Source organism: Bradyrhizobium sp. I1.14.4, from assembly GCF_050435825.1.
In the GTDB taxonomy this organism is placed as follows: domain Bacteria; phylum Pseudomonadota; class Alphaproteobacteria; order Rhizobiales; family Xanthobacteraceae; genus Bradyrhizobium.
The window spans coordinates 1-19,057 of sequence record NZ_JBNDLA010000016.1; the positions used below are offsets into that span (position 1 = coordinate 1).

Genomic DNA, 19,057 nt, shown 5'->3' on the forward strand with positions numbered 1-19,057 from the left:
TCGGGGCATTCCTTGAACCACCGCAAAGTCCTTCTCGCAAAAGAACTTTCGCTGATTCGCGCCCCGATGCGCCTCAACACTGTGAGAAATCCGGGTTAGCCCTTCTTGATGCGATATGTCTCGTGGCAGCCGCCGCATTGCTTGCCGATAACCGGTAGCTCCGCCTTCAGCGTGTCGAGATCCTTGATCTTGCCCTTGGCATCGGCGACGGCCTTGGCGAAGCTCGCAATATGGGATTCGAAGCCGGCCTTGTCTTCCCAGATCTTCAGCGAGGCGGAGTAGTCGCCCTCCGGTTTGAGGCCCTTGATGCTCTCGGGGAACAGCGTCGGAAACTTCTTGACGGTGTCCTCGAACTGGGCCAACGCGGCATTGACGACCGACTGATCGTAGGGTTTCTCGCCCTTGACCATGGCCGCCAGCGCTCCCGCGTTCTTGCCGTTGTCCTTCATCTGGGCCTGGGTCTGCTTGACCTGATCCTGCTGTGCGACGACCGCACCGGCGCTCAACGCCAGCACCGCAGCAATGACGACGATCCGCTTCATCGGCTAACCCCTCAATCCCGTTTGTCCCGGTCCGCGGTCTGCGGCCGGCCTGGTTTGCAAACACCGCAGGCGGAATCTTCATTCCGCCTGCGACAATTTATCAGAGATTATGACGTCGCTGCGCCTCGCGGATCGCGACCCAGACCCGCTCCGGCGTGGCAGGCATGTCGATATGGTCGATTCCGAACTCGCGATGCAGACCCTCGACGATCGCGTTGACGACCGCCGGGCACGAACCGATCGCGCCGGCCTCGCCCGCGCCCTTCACGCCCATTGGGTTGGTCGTGCAAGGCACGTTATGGGTCTCGAACACGAAGGACGGCCCGTCGGAAGCGCGCGGCATCGCATAGTCCATGAAGGTGCCGGTGACCAGCTGACCGTCGGTCGGGCTGTACACCGCCTGCTCCATCAGCGCCTGCCCGATGCCCTGCATCGCGCCGCCATGCACCTGGCCGGCGAGCATCAGCGGATTGAGTGTGACACCGAAATCGTCGACGATGACGTAGCTGACGATCTTGATGATGCCGGTGGCGGGATCGATCTCGACCTCGGCGAGATGCGTGCCGTTCGGATAGGTGCCGTCGGCGCTGGCGAAGGTCGCGCTCGCATTCATCTTCGACGTATCGCCGCCGGGACGCTTGGCGAGATCGGTAAAGCTGATCGAGCGGTCGGTGCCGGCGATGCGGATGCGGCCATCGGCGATTTCGAGGTCGCCGGCGCCGGCTTCCAGCGCCTGCGCCGCAAGCTCCTTCAGCTTGTTGCCGAGGTCGTGGGTTGCACGCTGCACGCTGACGCCGCCCGACGGAATCGATGCCGAACCGCCGGTGCCAAGGCCGGTTGCGATCTTGTCGGTGTCGCCCTGCAGCACATGGACGCGCTCGGGCGGCACGCCGAACTGCTCGGCAACGATCTGCGCATAGGCGGTCTGGTGGCCCTGCCCGCTCGACTGCGTGCCGATCAGGATCGAGATGTCGCCATTGGGATCGAGCGCCACATTGGCGGTCTCCTCGCCCATGGTGCCGCAGACCTCGACATAGCTCGCCATGCCGATGCCCCGCACCAGGCCGTCCTTCTTGGCGGCCTTGGCGCGCTTCGGAAACTCCTTCCAGTTGGCGATCTCCATCGCGCGCTTCATATGCGCGACGAAGTCACCGGAGTCGTAAACCTTGCCGGTCGCGGTCGTGTACGGCAGCGATTTCGGCGGGATGAAGTTCTTCCGCCGGATGGCGTCCGGCGTCATGCCGAGTTTTCGCGCGGCTGCATCCACAAGCCGCTCGATCACATAGGCGGCCTCCGGGCGGCCGGCGCCGCGATAGGCATCGACCGGCACCGTGTTGGTGAACACGGTGCGGACGCGGCAATGGAAGGCCTGGATGTCATAGAGGCCCGGCAGCATGCCGGCGCCGCCATGCGGGATATAGGGCGCAAAGGTCGAGAGATAGGCGCCCATGTCGCCCATCAGGTCGACATCCATGCCGAGGAATTTGCCGTCCTCGGCGAGCGCCATCTTCGCAGTGGTGAGGTTGTCGCGGCCCTGCGCGTCGCCCATGAAATGGTCGGAGCGCTCGGCGGTCCATTTGACGGACTTCTTGAGCTTGCGCGCCACGACCGAGATCAGCGCATATTCGCGATAGGGAAACAGCTTAGTGCCGAAGCCGCCGCCGACATCCGGGCAGATCACCCGCATGTTCTCCTTCGGCATCTTCAGGATCATGTCGCAGAGGATTTCGCGCAGGCGGTGGCTGCCCTGGCTGCCGATCGTCAGCGTCAGATGATCTTTCTTGGCGTCGTATTCGGCGACCGCGGCGCGCGTCTCCATGAAATTGGTGATGACGCGCGGATTGACGATGGTGATCTCGGCCACCGCATGCGCCTTGGCGAACGCGTCTTCGGCGGCCTTCTTGTCGCCGATCGAGACGTCGAACAGCAAATTGCCGGGCTTGTCCGGCCACACCTGCGGCGCGCCCTTCTTCACCGCGTTGATCAGGCCGGCCACCGCCGGCAGCGGCGTCCATTTGACATCGATTGCCTCGATCGCGTCACGGGCATGATCGACGGTATCGGCGACCACAAAGGCCACGGCGTCGCCGACATGGCGGACTTCATCCTTGGCGAGGATTGGATAAGGCGGTGCGGTGAACGGATCGGTTTCTAGGTTGAACAGGCACGGCAGGCCGCCGAGCTCGGCGACATCGGCCGCGGTCAGGATCAGCGCCACGCCGGGCATGCCGCGGGCCTTGCCGGCATCGATCGTGTAGGTCGCATGCGCATGCGGCGAACGCAGCATCAGCGCGTGCAATGCGGGAGACGGTGCGACGTCGTCGGTATAGCGGCCCTTGCCGCGAATCAGAGCGTCATCCTCCTTGCGCCGCACACTTTGTCCGACGCCGAACTTGATGGGAGCTGCCATCGTCTCTCCAATTGCCTTGGTTGTTTGTATGCATATTGGCGTGGTTGTCAGCGAAGCGCAAACCGCTTTCCGCCACACGCGGCGCTATCGCACAGCCGGCTCCTATGCATTTGATTTGACAGGTAAAACTATACGCGTCGCAGTGCGAACAGCCAGCCGCGGCCGAACAGCGCGAGGATCAGCAGCGCGTAAACGAAGATGCCGACCGTAACCAGCAGCAGCAGGATCAGCTCATCGCGGAAGATCTGCATCGGCGCGAACCACACATAGGCGAAATGCGAGGTCAGCCACAGTGCGAGCGCGAGCAGCAGGCCGCAAATCGCGAAGGTGCCGAACGAGCGGATCAGCGCGCGATCGAACGCGAGATAGCCGCGGCGCACGGCGAACAGCAGCACCAGCAGGAGATTGACCCAGGCCCCGACCGCGGTCGCGAGCGCGAGCCCGACCTGCGCCAGCGTGCCGACCAGCGCGATCTTCAGCGCGACGTTGACCGCGACCCCGGTCAGCGCCGCCTTCACCGGGGTGGCGGTGTCCTTGCGGGCGTAGAAGGTCGCCACCGCGCTGCGGATCATCACGAAGGGAATCAACCCGACGGCATAGGCCGCGAGCGTGGCGCCGGCGCTGGCGGCATCGGCCTTCGAGAACGCGCCGCGGGCGAACATCGCGCGCATGATCGGATCGGCCACGGTCAGGAACGCCGCCACGAACGGCACCGAGAACAGCAGCGTGAAATCGAAGGCGCGGCGCTGCGCGGCCATGGCGCCGGCGTGATCGTCGGCGGTCAGGCGCCGGGCCATCTCCGGCAGCAGCACGGTGCCGATCGCGATCCCGATCACGCCGATCGGCAATTGATTGAGGCGGTCGGCATAATACAGCGCCGACAGCGCGCCTGCGGGGAGGAAGGTCGCGATGATGGTGTCGGCAAACAGCGCGACCTGCGTTCCCATCGAGCCCAGGGTTGCCGGCCCGAGCGCGCGAAAGAAGGCGCGGACGTCCTCGTCGAGCTTCAACGGCGCGAACCGCGGCAGGCCGCCGTGGCGCGCGAGATCGCCCGCGAGCAGGAAGAATTGCAGAAAGCCCGAGATCAGGACGCCCCAGGCCGCGGCGTGGCCGGCACTTGGGAAGAACGCCGCGAGCGCCAGCGTCATCATCATGGCAAGGTTGAGGAAGATCGGCGCCGCGGCGGCGCTGGCGAAGCGATGCATCACGTTGAGCATGCCGCCATAGAGCGTCACCAGCGTGATCAGGAGCAGATAGGGGAAGGTGATCCGCGTCAGTTCGATCGCGAGCTTGCGCTGTGCTGCGTCATCGGTGAAGCCCGGCGCGAGGATGCTCATCGCCTGCGGCATGAACGCCATCGCCACCACCAGCAGGATCACCTGCGAGGCAAACAGCAGCGTGAAGATGCGGTCGGCGAACAGCCGCGCCGATGCTTCGCCCCGCTCGCCATGAACATGGGCATAGGCCGGCACGAAGGCGGCGTTGAACGCGCCTTCGGCAAAGATCGCGCGGAAATGATTGGGCAGCCGCAGCGCCACGAAGAAGGCGTCGGCGACCGGCCCGGCACCGAGGATCGCCGCAAGCATGATGTCGCGCGCGAACCCTGTGACCCGCGATAGCAGGGTATAGCCGCCGACGGTGAAGATGCGCCCAAGCATGCGCTGCTTCTAGCGCATCATCACCCTACGTCAAAATGACGTATTCAGGACGTTAACGATCCAGGCATGATCCGGCCCGAAAACCGGAAACCACTTTTCGGGATCATGCCTGCAGCGCGCTGCGGACAGCCGCGATGACGCGGTCCTGCGCCGCCTCGTCGAGATAGGGGTGCATCGGCAGGGCGATGACGTCCTTCGACAGGCGCTCGCTGACCGGCAGGCCACCGTCGGCAACCGGATAGTGGCTGTAGGCCGTCTGCTGGTGGACCGACTTCGGATAGTAGATCATGGTCGGCACGCCCTGCGCCTTCAAGGCGGCCGCGAAAGCGTCACGATCGATGCCGTTGGTCAGACGGATGGTGTACTGCGCCCACACCGAGGTGCAGCCCGGAGCAACGCGCGGCACCGCGACTAGGTTGCCGAGCGCCCGCGAATAGCGTTCCGCCACCTTGTTGCGCGCAGCGATCTCGTCGTCGAAGATCTTCAGCTTCTCGAGCAGGATCGCCGCCTGCATGGTGTCGAGCCGCGCCGTGAGGCCGAGCCGCACGTTATCGTACTTGTCCGAGCCCTGGCCGTGCACGCGGATGCTGCGCAGCGTGCGCGCGAGCTCCTCGTCGTCGGTGAAGATCGCGCCGCCGTCGCCGAAACAGCCGAGCGGCTTGGCCGGGAAGAAACTGGTCCCGGTCGCGAGCCCGAAAGTGCCGAGCTTGCGGTTCTTGTAGGTTGCGCCAAAGCCCTGCGCGGCGTCGTCGAGCACGAAAAGGCCCTCGGCGTCGGCGACCGCGACGATCGCATCGTGATCGGCGCTCTGGCCGAACAGATCGACCGGGATCACGGCGACCGGCTTCAGCCCGCGCGCCCGCGCCGTGGCGATGCCGCGCTTCAGCGAATTGACGTCGATGTTGAAGGTCTCTTCGTCGACATCGACGAAAACCGGCGTCGCGCCGGTCAGCGTCACGACCTCGCCGGTCGCACAGAAGGTGAAGGTCGGGCACAGCACCGCGTCGCCCGGCCCGACATTCTTCGCCATCAGGACCATCAGCAGCGCGTCGGTGCCGCTGGCGCAGCTCACCACATGCCTGGCGCCGCTATAGTCCGCCAGCGCCTTCTCCAGCGCCGTGACTTCCGGGCCGTTGATGAACTGGCAATGGTCGAGCACACGCGCGACTGCGTCATCGATCGACTTGCCGAGCCGCCGGCGCTGCGCAGCGATATCGATGAAGGGAATGGGCTCAAGCTGCATATGCTGGTTCATGGAAGCTCTTTGCACGTGTTGAATGGATTACAATCAGCCAGTGAAGGCAATCAGCCGGCGATGCGGCGCGGTCCCTTGCGCATCGTCGAGGCGGCGGGCCGGGCGGGCGATTCCAGGCAGCGGATCGCGATCTCGAGGCTCGCCACGCCTTCGTCGCCGGTCACCGCCGGCAGCTTGCCGCTGCGCACGGCATCCAGGAAGGCGATCAGTTCGGCGCGAAGCGGCTCGTCGTGACCGACCGGCAGATGACGCATCGAGTAGCTGCCGTCGGGCTTGAAGCCGAAGCATTCAGTGACCTGGCGGGTGAGCAGATCGCCCATCACGTATTTGCCGCGGGTTGCGACCGTGACGTTGCGCGCCTTGAACGGCGTCAGCCAGTTGGTGTTGATGTGGGCGAGCACGCCGGACGCCGTGCGGAATTGCAGCAGCGCGATGTCCTCGCGCTCGGCGACCGCGCTCGAGAGCTGCGGCTGCACCTCGACGATATCGGACTCGGTGAACCAGCGGATCAGGTCGATGTCGTGCACGGCGAGGTCGATCACGACGCCGACATTGGACATCCGCGGCGGGAACGGGCCGACCCGGGTGATGCCGATCGACAGGATGTCCTCACCCGAGATCGCCTGCTTGATCGCGGCGACCGCCGGATTGAAACGCTCGACATGGCCGACCATCAGCGTGACGCCGGCCCTCTCGGCGGCAGCGACGATCTCGCGGCCCTCTTCGACCGTGGATGCGACCGGCTTCTCGACCAGGATATGGATGTTTCGCGCGATGCAGGCGAGCGCAATTTCGTGATGCAGGTGGGTGGGGGCTGCGATCGTCACCGCGTCGATGCCCTCGGCGAGCAGCTGATCGAGGCTTTCGAAGGCGCGGCAGCCTACCAGATCGATGGCGCGCGCGCGGTGCTCCGGGAGCGGATCGACGATGCCGATCAATACTACGCCGGGCAGTCCAGCCAGGACGCGGGCATGGTTGCTGCCCATCACGCCGGCGCCGATCACGCCGACGCGCAATGCGCGGCCGATATCGGCCTTCGCGCCGGCTGCGGACACTTTTGCATTCATATTGTAGACCCCAAGTGACGTTCTGGCGGTTGTCCGGCTTTCTCAGGAAGCCACCCCGGCTCCGAGGGAATCAGCACCAAAGCTCTATTTCGACTTGGCGCTCAATTCCGATCTGGCGCTTTTGGCGCAAATCACGCCCCCGCTTCGTTGGCAGCCGCTATAGCACGGCGCCACAAATGTGGCGAATGCCAACAACGAAATCCGGACACGTTTTGATTCAAAGAGTTACATCGCCCGTGACTCGTGATCGGACCCGGGACCCGGCTCAGGTGCGCTGATAGTCGTCCTCGATGCGGATGATATCGTCCTCGCCCAAATAGCTGCCGGTCTGCACCTCGATCAGCTCGAGCTGGATTTTGCCGGGATTCTCCAGCCGGTGCACCGCGCCGATCGGGATGTAGATCGATTCGTTCTCGTGCACCGTCTTGATCAGCTCGTTGACGGTGACTTGTGCGGTCCCGCGCACCACGATCCAGTGCTCGGAGCGGTGATGGTGCTTCTGCAAGGACAGCCGCCCGCCCGGCTTGACGATGATGCGCTTGACCTGGTGGCGGTCGCCATTGTCGACCGACTGATATGAGCCCCAGGGGCGGTGCACCTTGATATGGTTCTCGGTCACCTCGGGTGCGGACACTTTCAATTTCGCGACCAGCCGCTTCAGCCCATTGGCGTCATTCTGGCGTGACACCAGCACGGCGTCCTGGGTCGCGACCACAACGAGATCGTCGACGCCTTCGAGCGCAACCAGCGCCCGGTCGGTCGAGACGTTGCAATTGCGTGAGTCCTCGAACACCGCGGTGCCGCGCGCAGCGTTGCCGAGGCTGTCCTTGTCGGAGAGCTCCCAGACCTGGCGCCAAGAGCCGATGTCGGACCAGCCGCACGCCACCGGCACCACTGCCGCATGGGACGTCTTCTCCATGACCGCGTAATCGATCGAGATCGCCTTTGCTGCGCCGAAGGCCTGGGCGTCGAGCTTGACGAAGCCGAGATCGCGCGCCGCCGTGGCAACCGATTGCTCCACCGAGGCAACGCTGTCCGCATCGACATTGCGATACTCGTCGAGCAGCACGCTGGCGCGGAACATGAAGTTGCCGCTGTTCCAGAGATGGCCCGCATCGATATAACCGGCTGCGGTTGCGACATCCGGCTTCTCGACGAACTTCGCCACCGCGCGCACCTCGCCGGCGACCACCTCGCCCGGGTTGATGTAGCCATATTCGGTGGCGGGCCGCTCCGGCTTGACGCCGAACGTCACGATCCGGCCGGCTTCCGCAGCCACCAATCCGCCGCGGCACGCGGCGACGAAGGCCGGCGTATCGCGCACCAGATGGTCGGCGGCGAGCGCCAGCACGATCGCTTCGCTGTCGCGGCTCTGAGCGAACACCGCACCGGCCGCGATCGCGGGCCCCGAGTCTCGGCGCATCGGCTCCAGCAGCACGTCGGCTTCGCGGCCGATCTCGGCCAGCTGCTCCAGCACCATGAAGCGATAGGCCTCGTTGGTGATCACGATCGGCCGCTCGAACAGGCCTGCGTCGGAGACCCGCAGCATCGTCTCCTGGAAGGTCGAGCGCGCCCCAAACAGCGACAGGAACTGCTTCGGATGCACTTCGCGTGACGCCGGCCAAAGCCGCGTGCCCGCACCGCCGCACATGATCAGGGGAATAATTCGTCGATCCATCGATGCCTCAAGTCCTGTCGTGCAAGAGTGCTGTCGTGCAAATCCGTATCCGTCCGCGGACGACACACCAAATTGGTCCGGGCCGCCGCGACCGACAGCCCTGTTACCTGAGAAGCACTATCCGAGCAGTATCACGCGCCCCCACGCGTCTGGTCGGATTTTACCGGTATCGTAAACCCCCGGTGAGTGGCTGGCCGCCCCCCGTTCCGACCTCTTTAGCCGCCCGGTCGCGCCCGCCGCAATAGGGGTGAGTACGGGTATTGCCAGATCGGTGCGGAAACCATACCAAGGCGGCGAATTTGGGCGCGCGAAAGCGTTTTGCGCTGTTTTTGACACACTCTGAAACCTGGCAGCGCGAACGGAAATGCGCCAAATCCTGCTTTCGACCATCAAGATCCTGATCTCGGCAGCGCTGCTTTATTTGTCGCTGCGCAAGGTCAATCTGTATGACCTTGCTGCCCGCATCCAGATCGAGAGCCTGGGCTGGCTCGGCCTCGCGATCGCGGTCACGTTCCTGCAGATCTTCCTTGGGGTGTTGCGCTGGCGCGAAATCGGCGTGGAGTGCGGCGCACCGCTGGAGACCCGGCAGGCGATGCGCTTCAACGTGATCGGCACCTTCTTCAACCAGACACTGCCGTCCTCGATCGGCGGCGACGCCGTGCGGCTTTGGCTGGTCGCCCGCGCCGGCGCGGGCTGGCGCGCGGCCACCTATTCGATCTTCGTCGACCGCGCGATCGGACTGATCGCCCTGGCCGTCGTGATCGCCGCCACCCTGCCCTGGAGCTATCGGCTGATTTCCGATTCCCACGGCTGGACGGCTTTGCTGCTGCTCGACCTCGCCGCACTCGCGGCCGGATTTGGCTTCCTGTTGATCGGCGTGTTGCCGTGGCCCTGGCTGAAGCAATGGTGGGCAACCCATCACATCCACGCCTGCGCGGTCATCGCGAACCGCGTGTTGTTCAGCCGCGAGCATGGATTGAGGGTCGCAACGCTTTCGATCGCTATTCACGTGGTGACCGTCGTGATCGGCTGGTGCGTGGTGAAGTCGATCACGGCTCCCGTCACCTTCGGCCAGATCTTCCAGTTGTTGCCGCCGGTGATGCTGATCACGATGATGCCGATCTCGATCGCGGGCTGGGGCGTGCGCGAAGCCACGATGGCGCTGGCCTTCGGCTATGCCGGATTGATCGCGAACGAGGGCGTCAACATCTCGCTCCTGTTCGGCGCAGTGTCGTTCGTGGTCGGCGTGTTTGGCGGCCTGGTATGGATCCTGAGCCCGGAAAAGGCCGCCAAGGGCGCCGAGCCGATCGAAGTCCCGGGATCGCAATCGCGAGTCCCGGGATCGCAATCGCGAGTCCCGGGATCGCAGTAGCCGGACCAGAATGAACGCTTTCGAAATCCTCCTGTCGTTGATCGCAGCGGTTCTGGCCGCATCGATCTCGGCCGTCCTGATCCGGGCGACGCGGCCTCTGCTGTTGCGTGTGGCACTGGCGAAGCCGAATGCGCGCTCGTCGCACCGCACTCCAACGCCGCAGGGCGCAGGCATCGCGGTCATCGCAGCCACGCTGCTCGCGGGCGGACTCGTCATCGCCCTCACCGGATCGCCGGACCTGACTATTCCATTCGTCGTGCTCTCGGCCTGCCTGTTCATCGCGGTGGTGGGCTTTGCCGACGACATCCGCTCCTTGCCCGTCGTCCCGCGGCTGTTGCTGCAGGGTGCCGCGGTTGCGGCCGTGGTGTTTGCGGTGCCGGGCGATCTCAGGCTGATCCCGGCCTGCCCGGCCTGGTTCGAGCGCGGCCTGCTGCTGATTGCCGGTCTCTGGTTCGTGAACCTCGTCAACTTCATGGACGGGCTCGACCTGATGACCGCCGCCGAAGCCGTGCCGATCACCGTGGCGGTCGCCCTGCTCGGCAGCTTCGGCCATGTCCCGCCTGCGCCTGCGCTGGTCGCGGCAGCCCTGTGCGGAGCGCTGCTCGGCTTCGCGCCGTTCAATCGGCCGGTGGCAAAGATCTTCCTCGGCGATGTCGGCAGCCTGCCGATCGGGCTGCTGCTGGGCTGGTGCCTGCTCGAACTCGCTTTGCATCAGCAGTTCGCCGCCGCGCTGCTGCTGCCGCTGTACTATTTGACGGATGCGACGGTCACGCTGTTTCGTCGCATGGCGCGGCGCGAGCCATTCTGGGCCGCGCACCGCTCGCACTTCTATCAGCGCGCGACCGACAACGGATTCACGGTGTGGCGCGTCGTCGGCGAGGTCTTTGGACTTAACGTGGTGCTGGCGCTGCTCGCATTCGCTTCGGTCGCACTCAATTCCCTCACCGCGGACATCGCGCTGCTGGTGGCCGGCGTGCTCGCCGCCGCCTGGCAGCTGCGCCGCTTCTCGCGACCGCTCTGATCACGTCAGGTCAGACATCCGTCTGACGCAGCGCTCGCCTCAGCCCCTCATCGAGGCTGATCGGCTGCTGCCATCCGGTGCTTGCAACCTTGGAGAGATCAAGCTCGAGAGAGGCGAACAGGCTGTCATAGGCTTCCTTGCGGCCACCCATCGTGAGCGACATCCTCAGGAGCGATGACGGCAGCCAGAACAGGCGCGGCGAGGTTTCTGCCGCGCGGGCAAGGCGCTCGACGAATTCCCGCGTCGAGACCTGTTCGCGGTCAGCCACCAGAAACACGTCGAAATCATTTCCCGGTTGCGACAGCCGGTGCAGGATGAACGACGCCAGGTTTTCCGCCGACAGGAACGCGCGGCGATTCTTCACATAAGCGAGCGGAAGCGGCATGCGCTTGATCACTGCACGCTTGAGCAAGGCGAAATTTCCCTTTGCACCGGCGCCGTAGATCAGCGGCGGCCTGATGACGGTCACCCTCATGCCGCTGCCCGGCACGATCTCCTTCAAGCCAACCTCGGCGGCCGCCTTCGAGTTTCCGTAGAGGCCGCGGGGTGTCAGGACATCGTCCTCGCGAAACGGAGGACGCCCGTAGTTGCTGCGCCCATGCACCAGGATCGTGCTGACGAAAATGAAATCCCGAATGCCCGCAGCGGCCGCGGAACGCGCCAAATGCAGCGTGCCCTCGATATTGACGTTGCGGTAGAGCTCGATCGCGTGTTCGTCGGACTGCTGGTGAACGCGGGCCGCAAGGTGAACGACCGCGTCCACGCCGTCGAGCGCGGCGCGCCAATCGGTGGCGGGACTGAGCGAGTCGATCATCACGTCGTTGGCATCTTGCGGCGGGGTTCGCACCGCGCGGCGCACCACCCAGCCGCTGCGCGCGAGCACGGGCACCACATGGCGACCGACAAAGCCGCTGGCACCCGTCACCAGAACCCTCCGGCGGCTATCAGTCATGCGGTCCGCTCCACATCGCGATTGGATAGCAGCTCCTCAACCAGCGCGGCGTAGCTCGCCAGCGCCCGCTCCGGACTGAAGGTCCGCGCGGTCGCGACGGCGCGTTCGGCCATCGCTTCGTCCTGCGATCGCGACGCCAGCCTGATGGCATCGGCGAGCTGATCAGGCCTTCCCGGTGTGACGACCCAGCCCAGCCCGTTTTCACTGACAGTGAGCGCCGCCTCGGCTTCGGGCTCGGAGACGAGGATCACGGGCCGGCCGGCTGCGAGCAGATTATAGAACCGGCTCGGCACCGACACGCCGGCGACATCCTTGCGATAGGGAATGAGCCAAACGTCTGCACTGGAGAGAAGCGCATCCAGCTCGCCGTCCGCAACGCGGTCGACCAGCGTGACGTTGGCCAGTTGCGCAGTGGCCTGCATGTCCTTCAACCGCGCGAAGCCCATGCCCCAGCCCGACAGCAGGAAATGGATATCGCGTTCGTCACGCAACAGCCCCGCGGCCTGGAAGACGATGTCCGGATCGTGGGTGAAGCCCAGATTGCCGGACAGGCCGACGACGAAGTGGGCGGCAATGGCCTTGCGAAACGGATTGTCGGGGCTGACAGGGCGGTTGCCGGGGGTGAGCGTGGCCCAGTTCGGGATAAACCTGATCTTGTCCTGTGTCATTCCACCATACCGCAGCAACAGCTTCTCGGCGTCGCGGCCGATGACGATGACGGCGTTCAAGGCATGGAACATCAGCACGTTGATCGCGCGCATCGCCCGCGCAACCAGCGAGGCCGGCCGCAGCAGCCCGGCCATCACGAGGACGTCGGGAAACAGGTCGTGCAGGATCAGCGCCGACTTCGCCCCCTTCAACCTTGCCGCGGCGGCGACCGCATAAGGAAGCGCGAAGGGAGCGGTCACCGTCAGGGCCACGTCACCTCGCTGCAGCCGTGACAGCAGCGCAAAGAAGATCCGGCCGGTGAACAGCGCTTCCGCCAGCGCGCGCTTGATCAGCGCCGCCTTTCCCGGCAGCCGGTTCCTGATCTCGACGACGACCGGTCGCCCGGGCGCAGGCGCACACGCCGAACCGGGCATCCCGGAGACGACCATCACGTCTGCCTCCTGCGCGATCCGCTCGGCGATCGCCGACATGATCGCGGCGGTCGTGCTGTGGTCCGGCGGATAGTGCTGGCTGACGACCACGACTTTTCGAGAACTACGCATCAATGGCTTTCGAAACGGTACTGCCCCATCGCCCGCAGGACGACGCGGTCAGGCGGCATTCGATCCGAACTCGGGCACGGCGTCCTGAAGGACGGCACGGATGGTCACGCGGTCATCTCTCTCGATCGCATCCTCCAGCGCTGCAAGCCACTTGCGCAACGTCGACATCGGAGGCTGGTTCGGCTTGGCCGCCATGACGCCGGCGACGCCGATTTCGAGCGTCGGCTCCTGGCTTGCGAACAGGATCTCGTTCAACCGCTCGCCGGGGCGGATGCCGCTGAACACGATCTCGACGTCGACGCCGGGTTGCAGGCCCGACAGCCGGATCATCCGCTCGGCGAGATCGACGATCTTGACCGGCTGGCCCATGTTCAGCACATAGACCGAGACGTCAGGCCGCGCCGGCGTCGCGGCGTGCGTCGCTGCCGTGATCACGAGATCGCAGGCTTCGCGGATCGTCATGAAGTAACGAACCATGTCCGGATGGGTCACCGTGATCGGTCCGCCGGCCTCGATCTGGGCCTTGAATTTCGGCACCACGGATCCGTTGGACGCCAACACGTTGCCGAACCGCACCGAGATCAACCGCATGTGCGGCTTGCCCTTGGCCTCGGTCATCAGGTCGTGGTCCAGCGCCTGGCAGTACATTTCCGCAAAACGCTTGGTCAGGCCCAGCATCGACACCGGCTCGATCGCCTTGTCGGTCGAGATCATCACCATCGCGCTGGCGCCCGCGGCGCGCGCAGCGTCGGCCACGTTCACCGACCCGAAGATGTTGGTCTTGACGCCCTCGCTCCAGTCACGCTCCAGGATCGGCACATGCTTGAGTGCCGCGGCATGGAACACAATGTCGGGCTTGAACTCGCTCATCAGGCGCGTGATGCGCTCGCGATCCCTGATGTCGGCGATCCGGCCCTCGATCTCGGGACCGCTGTCGCGCGCGGACAGCGCCTCGGTGACCGCATAGAGCGCCGGCTCCGAGTTCTCAACGACCAGCAAGCGCGCCGCGCCGAAGGTCGCGACCCGCTCGCAGATTTCCGCGCCGATCGAGCCGCCGCCGCCGGTCACGATGACGGACTTGCCCTTCACCAGTGTCTCGAGCCGCGCGTAGTCGATCTTCTGGCTCGGACGCAGCAGCAGGTCCTCGACCGCGACATTGGTGAGCCGCGGAGCATCGCCGCCCTCCAGCGACGGCAGGCGACTGACCATCAGACCGAGCCGCTTGGCGCGCATCAGCACGCTTTCCGGATGGGCGTCCGGCTCGAACGCCGAGGGCGTCATGACCACGCGCTTGATCGGCCGCTGGCGGTTCTCGAAATCCCGAATCACGGCCTCGATGTCATCGACGCCGCCGAGCACGGGAATGTTGCGGATCATCTGGCCCAGATCCGCGTTCGACGGCGAGAGCACGCCGACCGGCCAGAGCCGCTTGATGGCGCCGTTCTCGATACCGCGCAGCACGACTTCCGCGTCGGCCGTGCGTCCGACCAGCAGCGCCGGCGCGGCGTTGTCGGACCGGGCATGAGAACGTGTGCGCGAATAACGGAAGTAGCGATAGCCCAGGCGCAACGCGCTGAGCGCGAACACCTCAAGGAAGAAGAACAGGATGATCGTGACCCGGCCGAGGAAAACCGGACTTGGCGAATTCGCCCCGGTGAAGAAGTAGACGTAGTCCAGCACGACCAGCGCCAGCGTCAGCACCGCCGCGACCCGCAGGATATTCACCGCGTCCGGCAGCGAGGTGAAGCGCCATTTCGCCGTGGTCAGATTGGAGAGGTAGCTGACCACAACACTGAACAGCACGAACCAGGGCAGAATGCGCAGCAAATGCGGCAATCGATCGGTAAGGAGGCTGCCCTCGAAACGCAGATAAAAGCTCGCCAACAACGCAAATGTCGTCGCGAGCGCGTCATGCAGCAGAATCAGGAAGTTGCGCAGGGTGAGTTGTGAAAGGCGCGTCATCTAACGGACGGGTTGCCGGCAACTGGGAGTTCGCGATGAGACATTGGCAGGCTGATAGCGTATCTGCAGTGTCCTTGCCAGCGATCATGGACGAACAGGAGGTTCAGGTTCCACATTGGGGCCCAATCTCTCCTTCAGCACCATGCCGCCCGCGACCCCGACACCCAGCACATACATCCAGCCTTCGTGAAAGTCGAAGATGTGTGAATTGAATAACGAACTCGTAATATTCTGTACCACGACGAGAAGTCCGATCCAGTTGACGAGACCGTCGCCTCGGAACAGCAAGAGGTGCAGTAACCACATCGCATACAGGATCGCTACACCCAGAATGCCCCACTGCACGGCGACGTTCAACGTTTGATTGTGAGGGTTTCCGATCACCTCGCCAGAGGCCTGGGTCACACCGCCGGTCGCGACGCGCTCGAACAGGCCGCGCGTCGCTCCGGTGCCATGGCCGACGACCGGAGCCTCGGCAAAGAAGCCGAGCGACTTTCGCCAGAATTCGAGCCGCAAACCGACCGACGTCGGCTCGTTGCGCTCCTTGTAGAGCTTGTAGTCGCGCTCGAATGACTCGGCCGTCGAACGCAATTGCGGCGACGCATACCACGCCACCACGGATAACGCAGCGGCCGCGCACAGGATCAGCACGATGCTGCGCCAGCGCAAATGGAGCAGCGCGAATATTGCGAACATAATCGGAACTGTCACCAAGGCAGTCCGCGATACCACCACCAGCGCCATGTTGGCGAACAGGCTGAGCGCAATCGCGATCAGCAGCATGGCCGGCAGGATGCGTTTGGCCCGCAGCAGCATGACGATCGGATAGGCCAACGCGACCGCGCACAAGGTGAATTCCTGGCTCTGGTCGATGTAGTTCTTGACGAAGACTCCCTGCTCGCCAGGGGCGGGCGCCCTCAGCGCGAGGTTGGGATAAGCAAGCACCAGCCACGACATCAGCATCAACAGCGTGCAGGACACGAGGAAGGCCACGAACACCCATGTGCCGCGGGTCGAGCGCTGAAAATGATAGAGCAGGACCGGAAGCACCAGGAGCTTTGCGGTCGGCCCGACCGCGTAGAGTCGCGCGCCCCATTCGGCGTCCGACCAGAGCGTGCCGGCGAGCGCGAGGCAAAACAGCACGATCGGCGCCACGCAGATCGGCCGCTTCAGCAGCGCCCAGAACGCCCTCAGGTCGACGGTCGGCGCAATCGCGATTAGCAGCACCACGCCAAAGATGCCGACCAGCGACGTCGACCACGGCAGCGACAGCGCGATCAGCACCGCGACCACATCGGTCGTGGTGTGCCAGCGCGCCGGATCGCGCCAGGCCGGGCACGCCGCGGCGGGTGCCGGGGATGCCATGCTCGCGCTCACGCCTTGCCCTCACGGGCGCGCGCAACCAGCGACGTCGTGCTGTGGCCGGGCAGGACCTCGACCAGCACCACCTCGCCGCCGGCGGCCTCGACGATCTCGTGGCCGACCACCTGCTCGCGGGTATAGTCGCCGCCCTTGACCAGCACGCTCGGCCGCACCTTGGTGATCAGATTGATCGGCGTGTCTTCCTCGAAGATCGCGACGAGATCGACGGCTTCCAGCGCCGCCAGCACCTCGGCGCGGGCGCGCTCGTTCTGCACCGGACGCCCCTCGCCCTTCAGCCGCTTCACCGAGGCGTCGCTGTTCAGCCCGACGATCAGGCGGTCACAGGCGCTGCGCGCGGCGGTCAGCACCTTGACGTGGCCGGGATGCAGGATGTCGAAACAGCCGTTGGTGAAGCCGATGCGCAGATCCCGCCGGCGCCATTCCGCAAGGTGCGCATCGATATCGCCGCCGGCCGGGACGATCTTCTCCTCGGCCGCCAGCGAAGCATGCGGCAGGATATTTCGCCGCAATTCGGCCGGCTTGACGATCGCGGTACCGGTCTTGCCGACCGCAACCGCCGCTGCGGCACTCGCAATCCGCAGCGCGCCTTCCCAGTCGGCACCGCCCGCCAGCGCCAGTGCCAGCGCCGCTGCAACGGTATCGCCGGCCCCGGAGACGTCGCGCACCTTGACCGGCAGCGCCGGCACATGGATCGACTCGCCTGCCCGCGTCACCAGCGTCATGCCGCGCTCGCCCTGCGTCACCAGCATCGCCTCACAATCCGCGAGGTGCATCGCATCAGGCGCGGCCTGCGCGATGCTGTCCTGGCTATCGGCGCGGCTGCGGGTCGCCTCGGCGAATTCCTTGCGGTTCGGCGTCAATACGGTCGCACCGCGATAGATCGCGAGATTGGCGCTCTTGGGATCGACGATCACGCGCTTTTGCGCCTGGCGCGCGGCGTCGATCACGTTCCGGATCACCCGCGCGGTGAGCACGCCCTTGGCATAATCCGACAGCAGCACGATGTCGGCGCGCGCAAGACGCGGCAGGATCGCATCGATCAGCTGCTGCTCGACGGCCGGCGCGGCCGGCGCGGCGAGCTCCCAATCGGAGCGCAGCATGTGGGTCGAGAACTGTTCGGAGACGAAGCGCACCTTGCGCGTGGTCGGACGCGCGGCGTCGCGCACCAACACGGTCTCGATGCCGGCCTCTTTCGCCAGCGCCTCGGTCAACACCGTGCCAGCGGCATCCTCGCCGATCAGGCCGACGAAGATGCAGTGTCCGCCGAGCGAGGCGATATTGCGCGCGACGTTGCCGGCGCCGCCGATATTGACCTCGCTGCGCCTGACCGCGATCACCGGCGCCGGCGCCTCCGGCGAGATTCTCGACACTTCGCCATAGACGAACTCGTCGAGCATGAGGTCGCCGACGCAGAGCACGGTCTGGCCGGACATTGCACGCGAGATCGCTTCAAAATCGAACATCGGTCACCGTCATTCCGCTCTAGCGATAGCGATCCGCGCGATCGAGAAAGCCCTTCACATAGGCCTCGACCGCGTCTTCCAACCGGGTAAAGCCGCCATTGTATCCGGCACGTCCGAGACGATCGACAACGCTCTGGGTGAAGTATTGGTAACTGCCGCGAATCTGCTCGGGCATGTCGACATACTGGATGTTCGGTGGAAGCCCGAGCGCGCCGTAGGCCGAGACGATCAGGTCCTTGAAGCTGCGCGCCTTGCCGGTACCCACATTGAATAACCCGCTGACCCTCGGCGTCGCGATCAGCCACATCACCACCCGCACGACGTCGTCGACATAGATGAAGTCGCGGCGCTGATCGCCGTCGGCGATGCCCTCGCGATGTGATTTGAACAGCTGCACGACGCGGCCTGCTCTGATGTCATCGAAGCGGCGCGCCAGGACGCTCATCATCGGGCCCTTGTGATATTCGTTCGGGCCGAACACGTTGAAGAATTTCAGCCCCGCCCATTGCGGCGGCAGACGCTCGCCTTTCGCCACGCGCCCGGCGACCGCAAGGTCGAACAGGTTCTTGCTCCAGCCGTAGAGGTTCATCGGCCGCAGCCGCTTGAGCGCCTCGGCAGACGCGTCGTCGTCAAACCCCTGCTCGCCATCGCCATAGGTCGCCGCCGACGAGGCGTAGATGAACGGCGTGGCATTCGCGGTGCACCAGTCGAGCAGCCGCATCGACAGGCGGAAATTGGTCTCGATCACCAGATCGCCGTCGGTCGCGGTGGTCTCGGAGATGGCGCCGAGATGGATGACGGCGTCCAGCCGCCGCCCCTGCAGCCAGGCGCTGAGCTCGCCCGGGGGGACGAAATCGGCAAGCTGACGCTTGGCCAGGTTCCGCCACTTGCCGTCCTGCCCAAGGATATCGCAGACCGCAACGTCGCTGCGCCCGGCGTCATTCAACGCGGCCACGACGTTCGATCCGATAAAACCGGCACCCCCGGTTACCAGAAACATGATGAAATCCCGCCAGATTCCTTTGCAGCCGCCAGCTTTGCCCCAGTCCCGCGCCACAGGCAACGACGGCTTTACCTCTAATC

At 65.0% G+C, this 19,057-nt stretch carries 14 protein-coding genes; 2 read left to right on the forward strand and 12 right to left on the reverse strand.

Features of this window, described 5'->3' with window-relative positions:
- Nucleotides 1–95: 95 nt before the first annotated feature.
- The 6 genes from ABIB78_RS26390 to ABIB78_RS26415 form a co-directional block, all read right to left on the reverse strand.
- On the reverse strand, nucleotides 96–542 hold the full coding sequence (locus tag ABIB78_RS26390) for a c-type cytochrome (RefSeq protein WP_429029519.1): 447 nt from the start codon (nucleotides 540–542) through the stop codon (nucleotides 96–98).
- 100 nt (nucleotides 543–642) lie between these two features.
- On the reverse strand, nucleotides 643–2,952 hold the full coding sequence (locus ABIB78_RS26395; protein ID WP_429029520.1) for a xanthine dehydrogenase family protein molybdopterin-binding subunit: 2,310 nt from the start codon (nucleotides 2,950–2,952) through the stop codon (nucleotides 643–645).
- Nucleotides 2,953–3,080: 128 nt separating this feature from the next.
- Complete coding sequence (gene murJ, locus ABIB78_RS26400) at nucleotides 3,081–4,610, reverse strand: murein biosynthesis integral membrane protein MurJ (protein ID WP_429029521.1); 1,530 nt, start codon at nucleotides 4,608–4,610, stop codon at nucleotides 3,081–3,083.
- 103 nt (nucleotides 4,611–4,713) lie between these two features.
- Nucleotides 4,714–5,865 (reverse strand): DegT/DnrJ/EryC1/StrS family aminotransferase, encoded by a 1,152-nt coding sequence (locus tag ABIB78_RS26405; protein ID WP_429029522.1) that lies wholly within the window; start codon nucleotides 5,863–5,865, stop codon nucleotides 4,714–4,716.
- Nucleotides 5,866–5,915: 50 nt separating this feature from the next.
- Nucleotides 5,916–6,932, reverse strand: a complete 1,017-nt coding sequence (locus ABIB78_RS26410) for a Gfo/Idh/MocA family oxidoreductase (RefSeq protein WP_429029523.1) — start codon at nucleotides 6,930–6,932, stop codon at nucleotides 5,916–5,918.
- 265 nt (nucleotides 6,933–7,197) lie between these two features.
- A complete protein-coding gene (locus tag ABIB78_RS26415; protein WP_429029524.1) occupies nucleotides 7,198–8,610 on the reverse strand; it encodes a mannose-1-phosphate guanylyltransferase/mannose-6-phosphate isomerase in 1,413 nt (470 codons plus the stop codon).
- A gap of 364 nt (nucleotides 8,611–8,974) precedes the next feature.
- Between ABIB78_RS26415 and ABIB78_RS26420 the strand changes: the two genes are divergently transcribed.
- The gene (locus tag ABIB78_RS26420) at nucleotides 8,975–9,982 is read left to right on the forward strand and encodes a lysylphosphatidylglycerol synthase transmembrane domain-containing protein (protein WP_429029525.1); all 1,008 of its coding nucleotides are present in this window, start codon (nucleotides 8,975–8,977) and stop codon (nucleotides 9,980–9,982) included.
- A 10-nt stretch (nucleotides 9,983–9,992) separates the two neighbouring features.
- Entirely contained in the window at nucleotides 9,993–11,003 is a 1,011-nt protein-coding gene (locus tag ABIB78_RS26425; RefSeq protein WP_429029526.1) for a glycosyl transferase, read from the forward strand.
- Nucleotides 11,004–11,013: 10 nt separating this feature from the next.
- On the opposite strand, the gene ABIB78_RS26430 is transcribed toward ABIB78_RS26425, so the two are convergent.
- From ABIB78_RS26430 to rfaD, 6 genes are all read right to left on the reverse strand, one after another.
- Nucleotides 11,014–11,955, reverse strand: coding sequence for an NAD-dependent epimerase/dehydratase family protein (locus ABIB78_RS26430; RefSeq protein WP_429029527.1), 942 nt, complete (start codon nucleotides 11,953–11,955; stop codon nucleotides 11,014–11,016).
- Nucleotides 11,952–13,166: a glycosyltransferase family 4 protein gene (locus tag ABIB78_RS26435; protein ID WP_429029529.1), complete on the reverse strand. Its 1,215-nt coding sequence runs from the start codon at nucleotides 13,164–13,166 to the stop codon at nucleotides 11,952–11,954. Before ABIB78_RS26435 ends, ABIB78_RS26430 begins: the two co-directional genes overlap by 4 nt.
- A 48-nt stretch (nucleotides 13,167–13,214) precedes the next feature.
- The gene (locus ABIB78_RS26440; RefSeq protein WP_429029530.1) at nucleotides 13,215–15,128 is read right to left on the reverse strand and encodes an SDR family NAD(P)-dependent oxidoreductase; all 1,914 of its coding nucleotides are present in this window, start codon (nucleotides 15,126–15,128) and stop codon (nucleotides 13,215–13,217) included.
- Between the two features lie 84 nt (nucleotides 15,129–15,212).
- A complete protein-coding gene (locus tag ABIB78_RS26445) occupies nucleotides 15,213–16,493 on the reverse strand; it encodes an O-antigen ligase family protein (RefSeq protein WP_429029531.1) in 1,281 nt (426 codons plus the stop codon).
- A gap of 8 nt (nucleotides 16,494–16,501) precedes the next feature.
- Nucleotides 16,502–17,974 carry a D-glycero-beta-D-manno-heptose-7-phosphate kinase gene (gene rfaE1 / locus ABIB78_RS26450; RefSeq protein WP_429029532.1) on the reverse strand — a complete coding sequence of 491 codons (1,473 nt, stop codon included), beginning with the start codon at nucleotides 17,972–17,974 and terminating at the stop codon, nucleotides 16,502–16,504.
- A gap of 19 nt (nucleotides 17,975–17,993) precedes the next feature.
- The gene (gene rfaD / locus ABIB78_RS26455) at nucleotides 17,994–18,974 is read right to left on the reverse strand and encodes an ADP-glyceromanno-heptose 6-epimerase (RefSeq protein WP_429029533.1); all 981 of its coding nucleotides are present in this window, start codon (nucleotides 18,972–18,974) and stop codon (nucleotides 17,994–17,996) included.
- Between the last annotated feature and the right edge of the window lie 83 nt (nucleotides 18,975–19,057).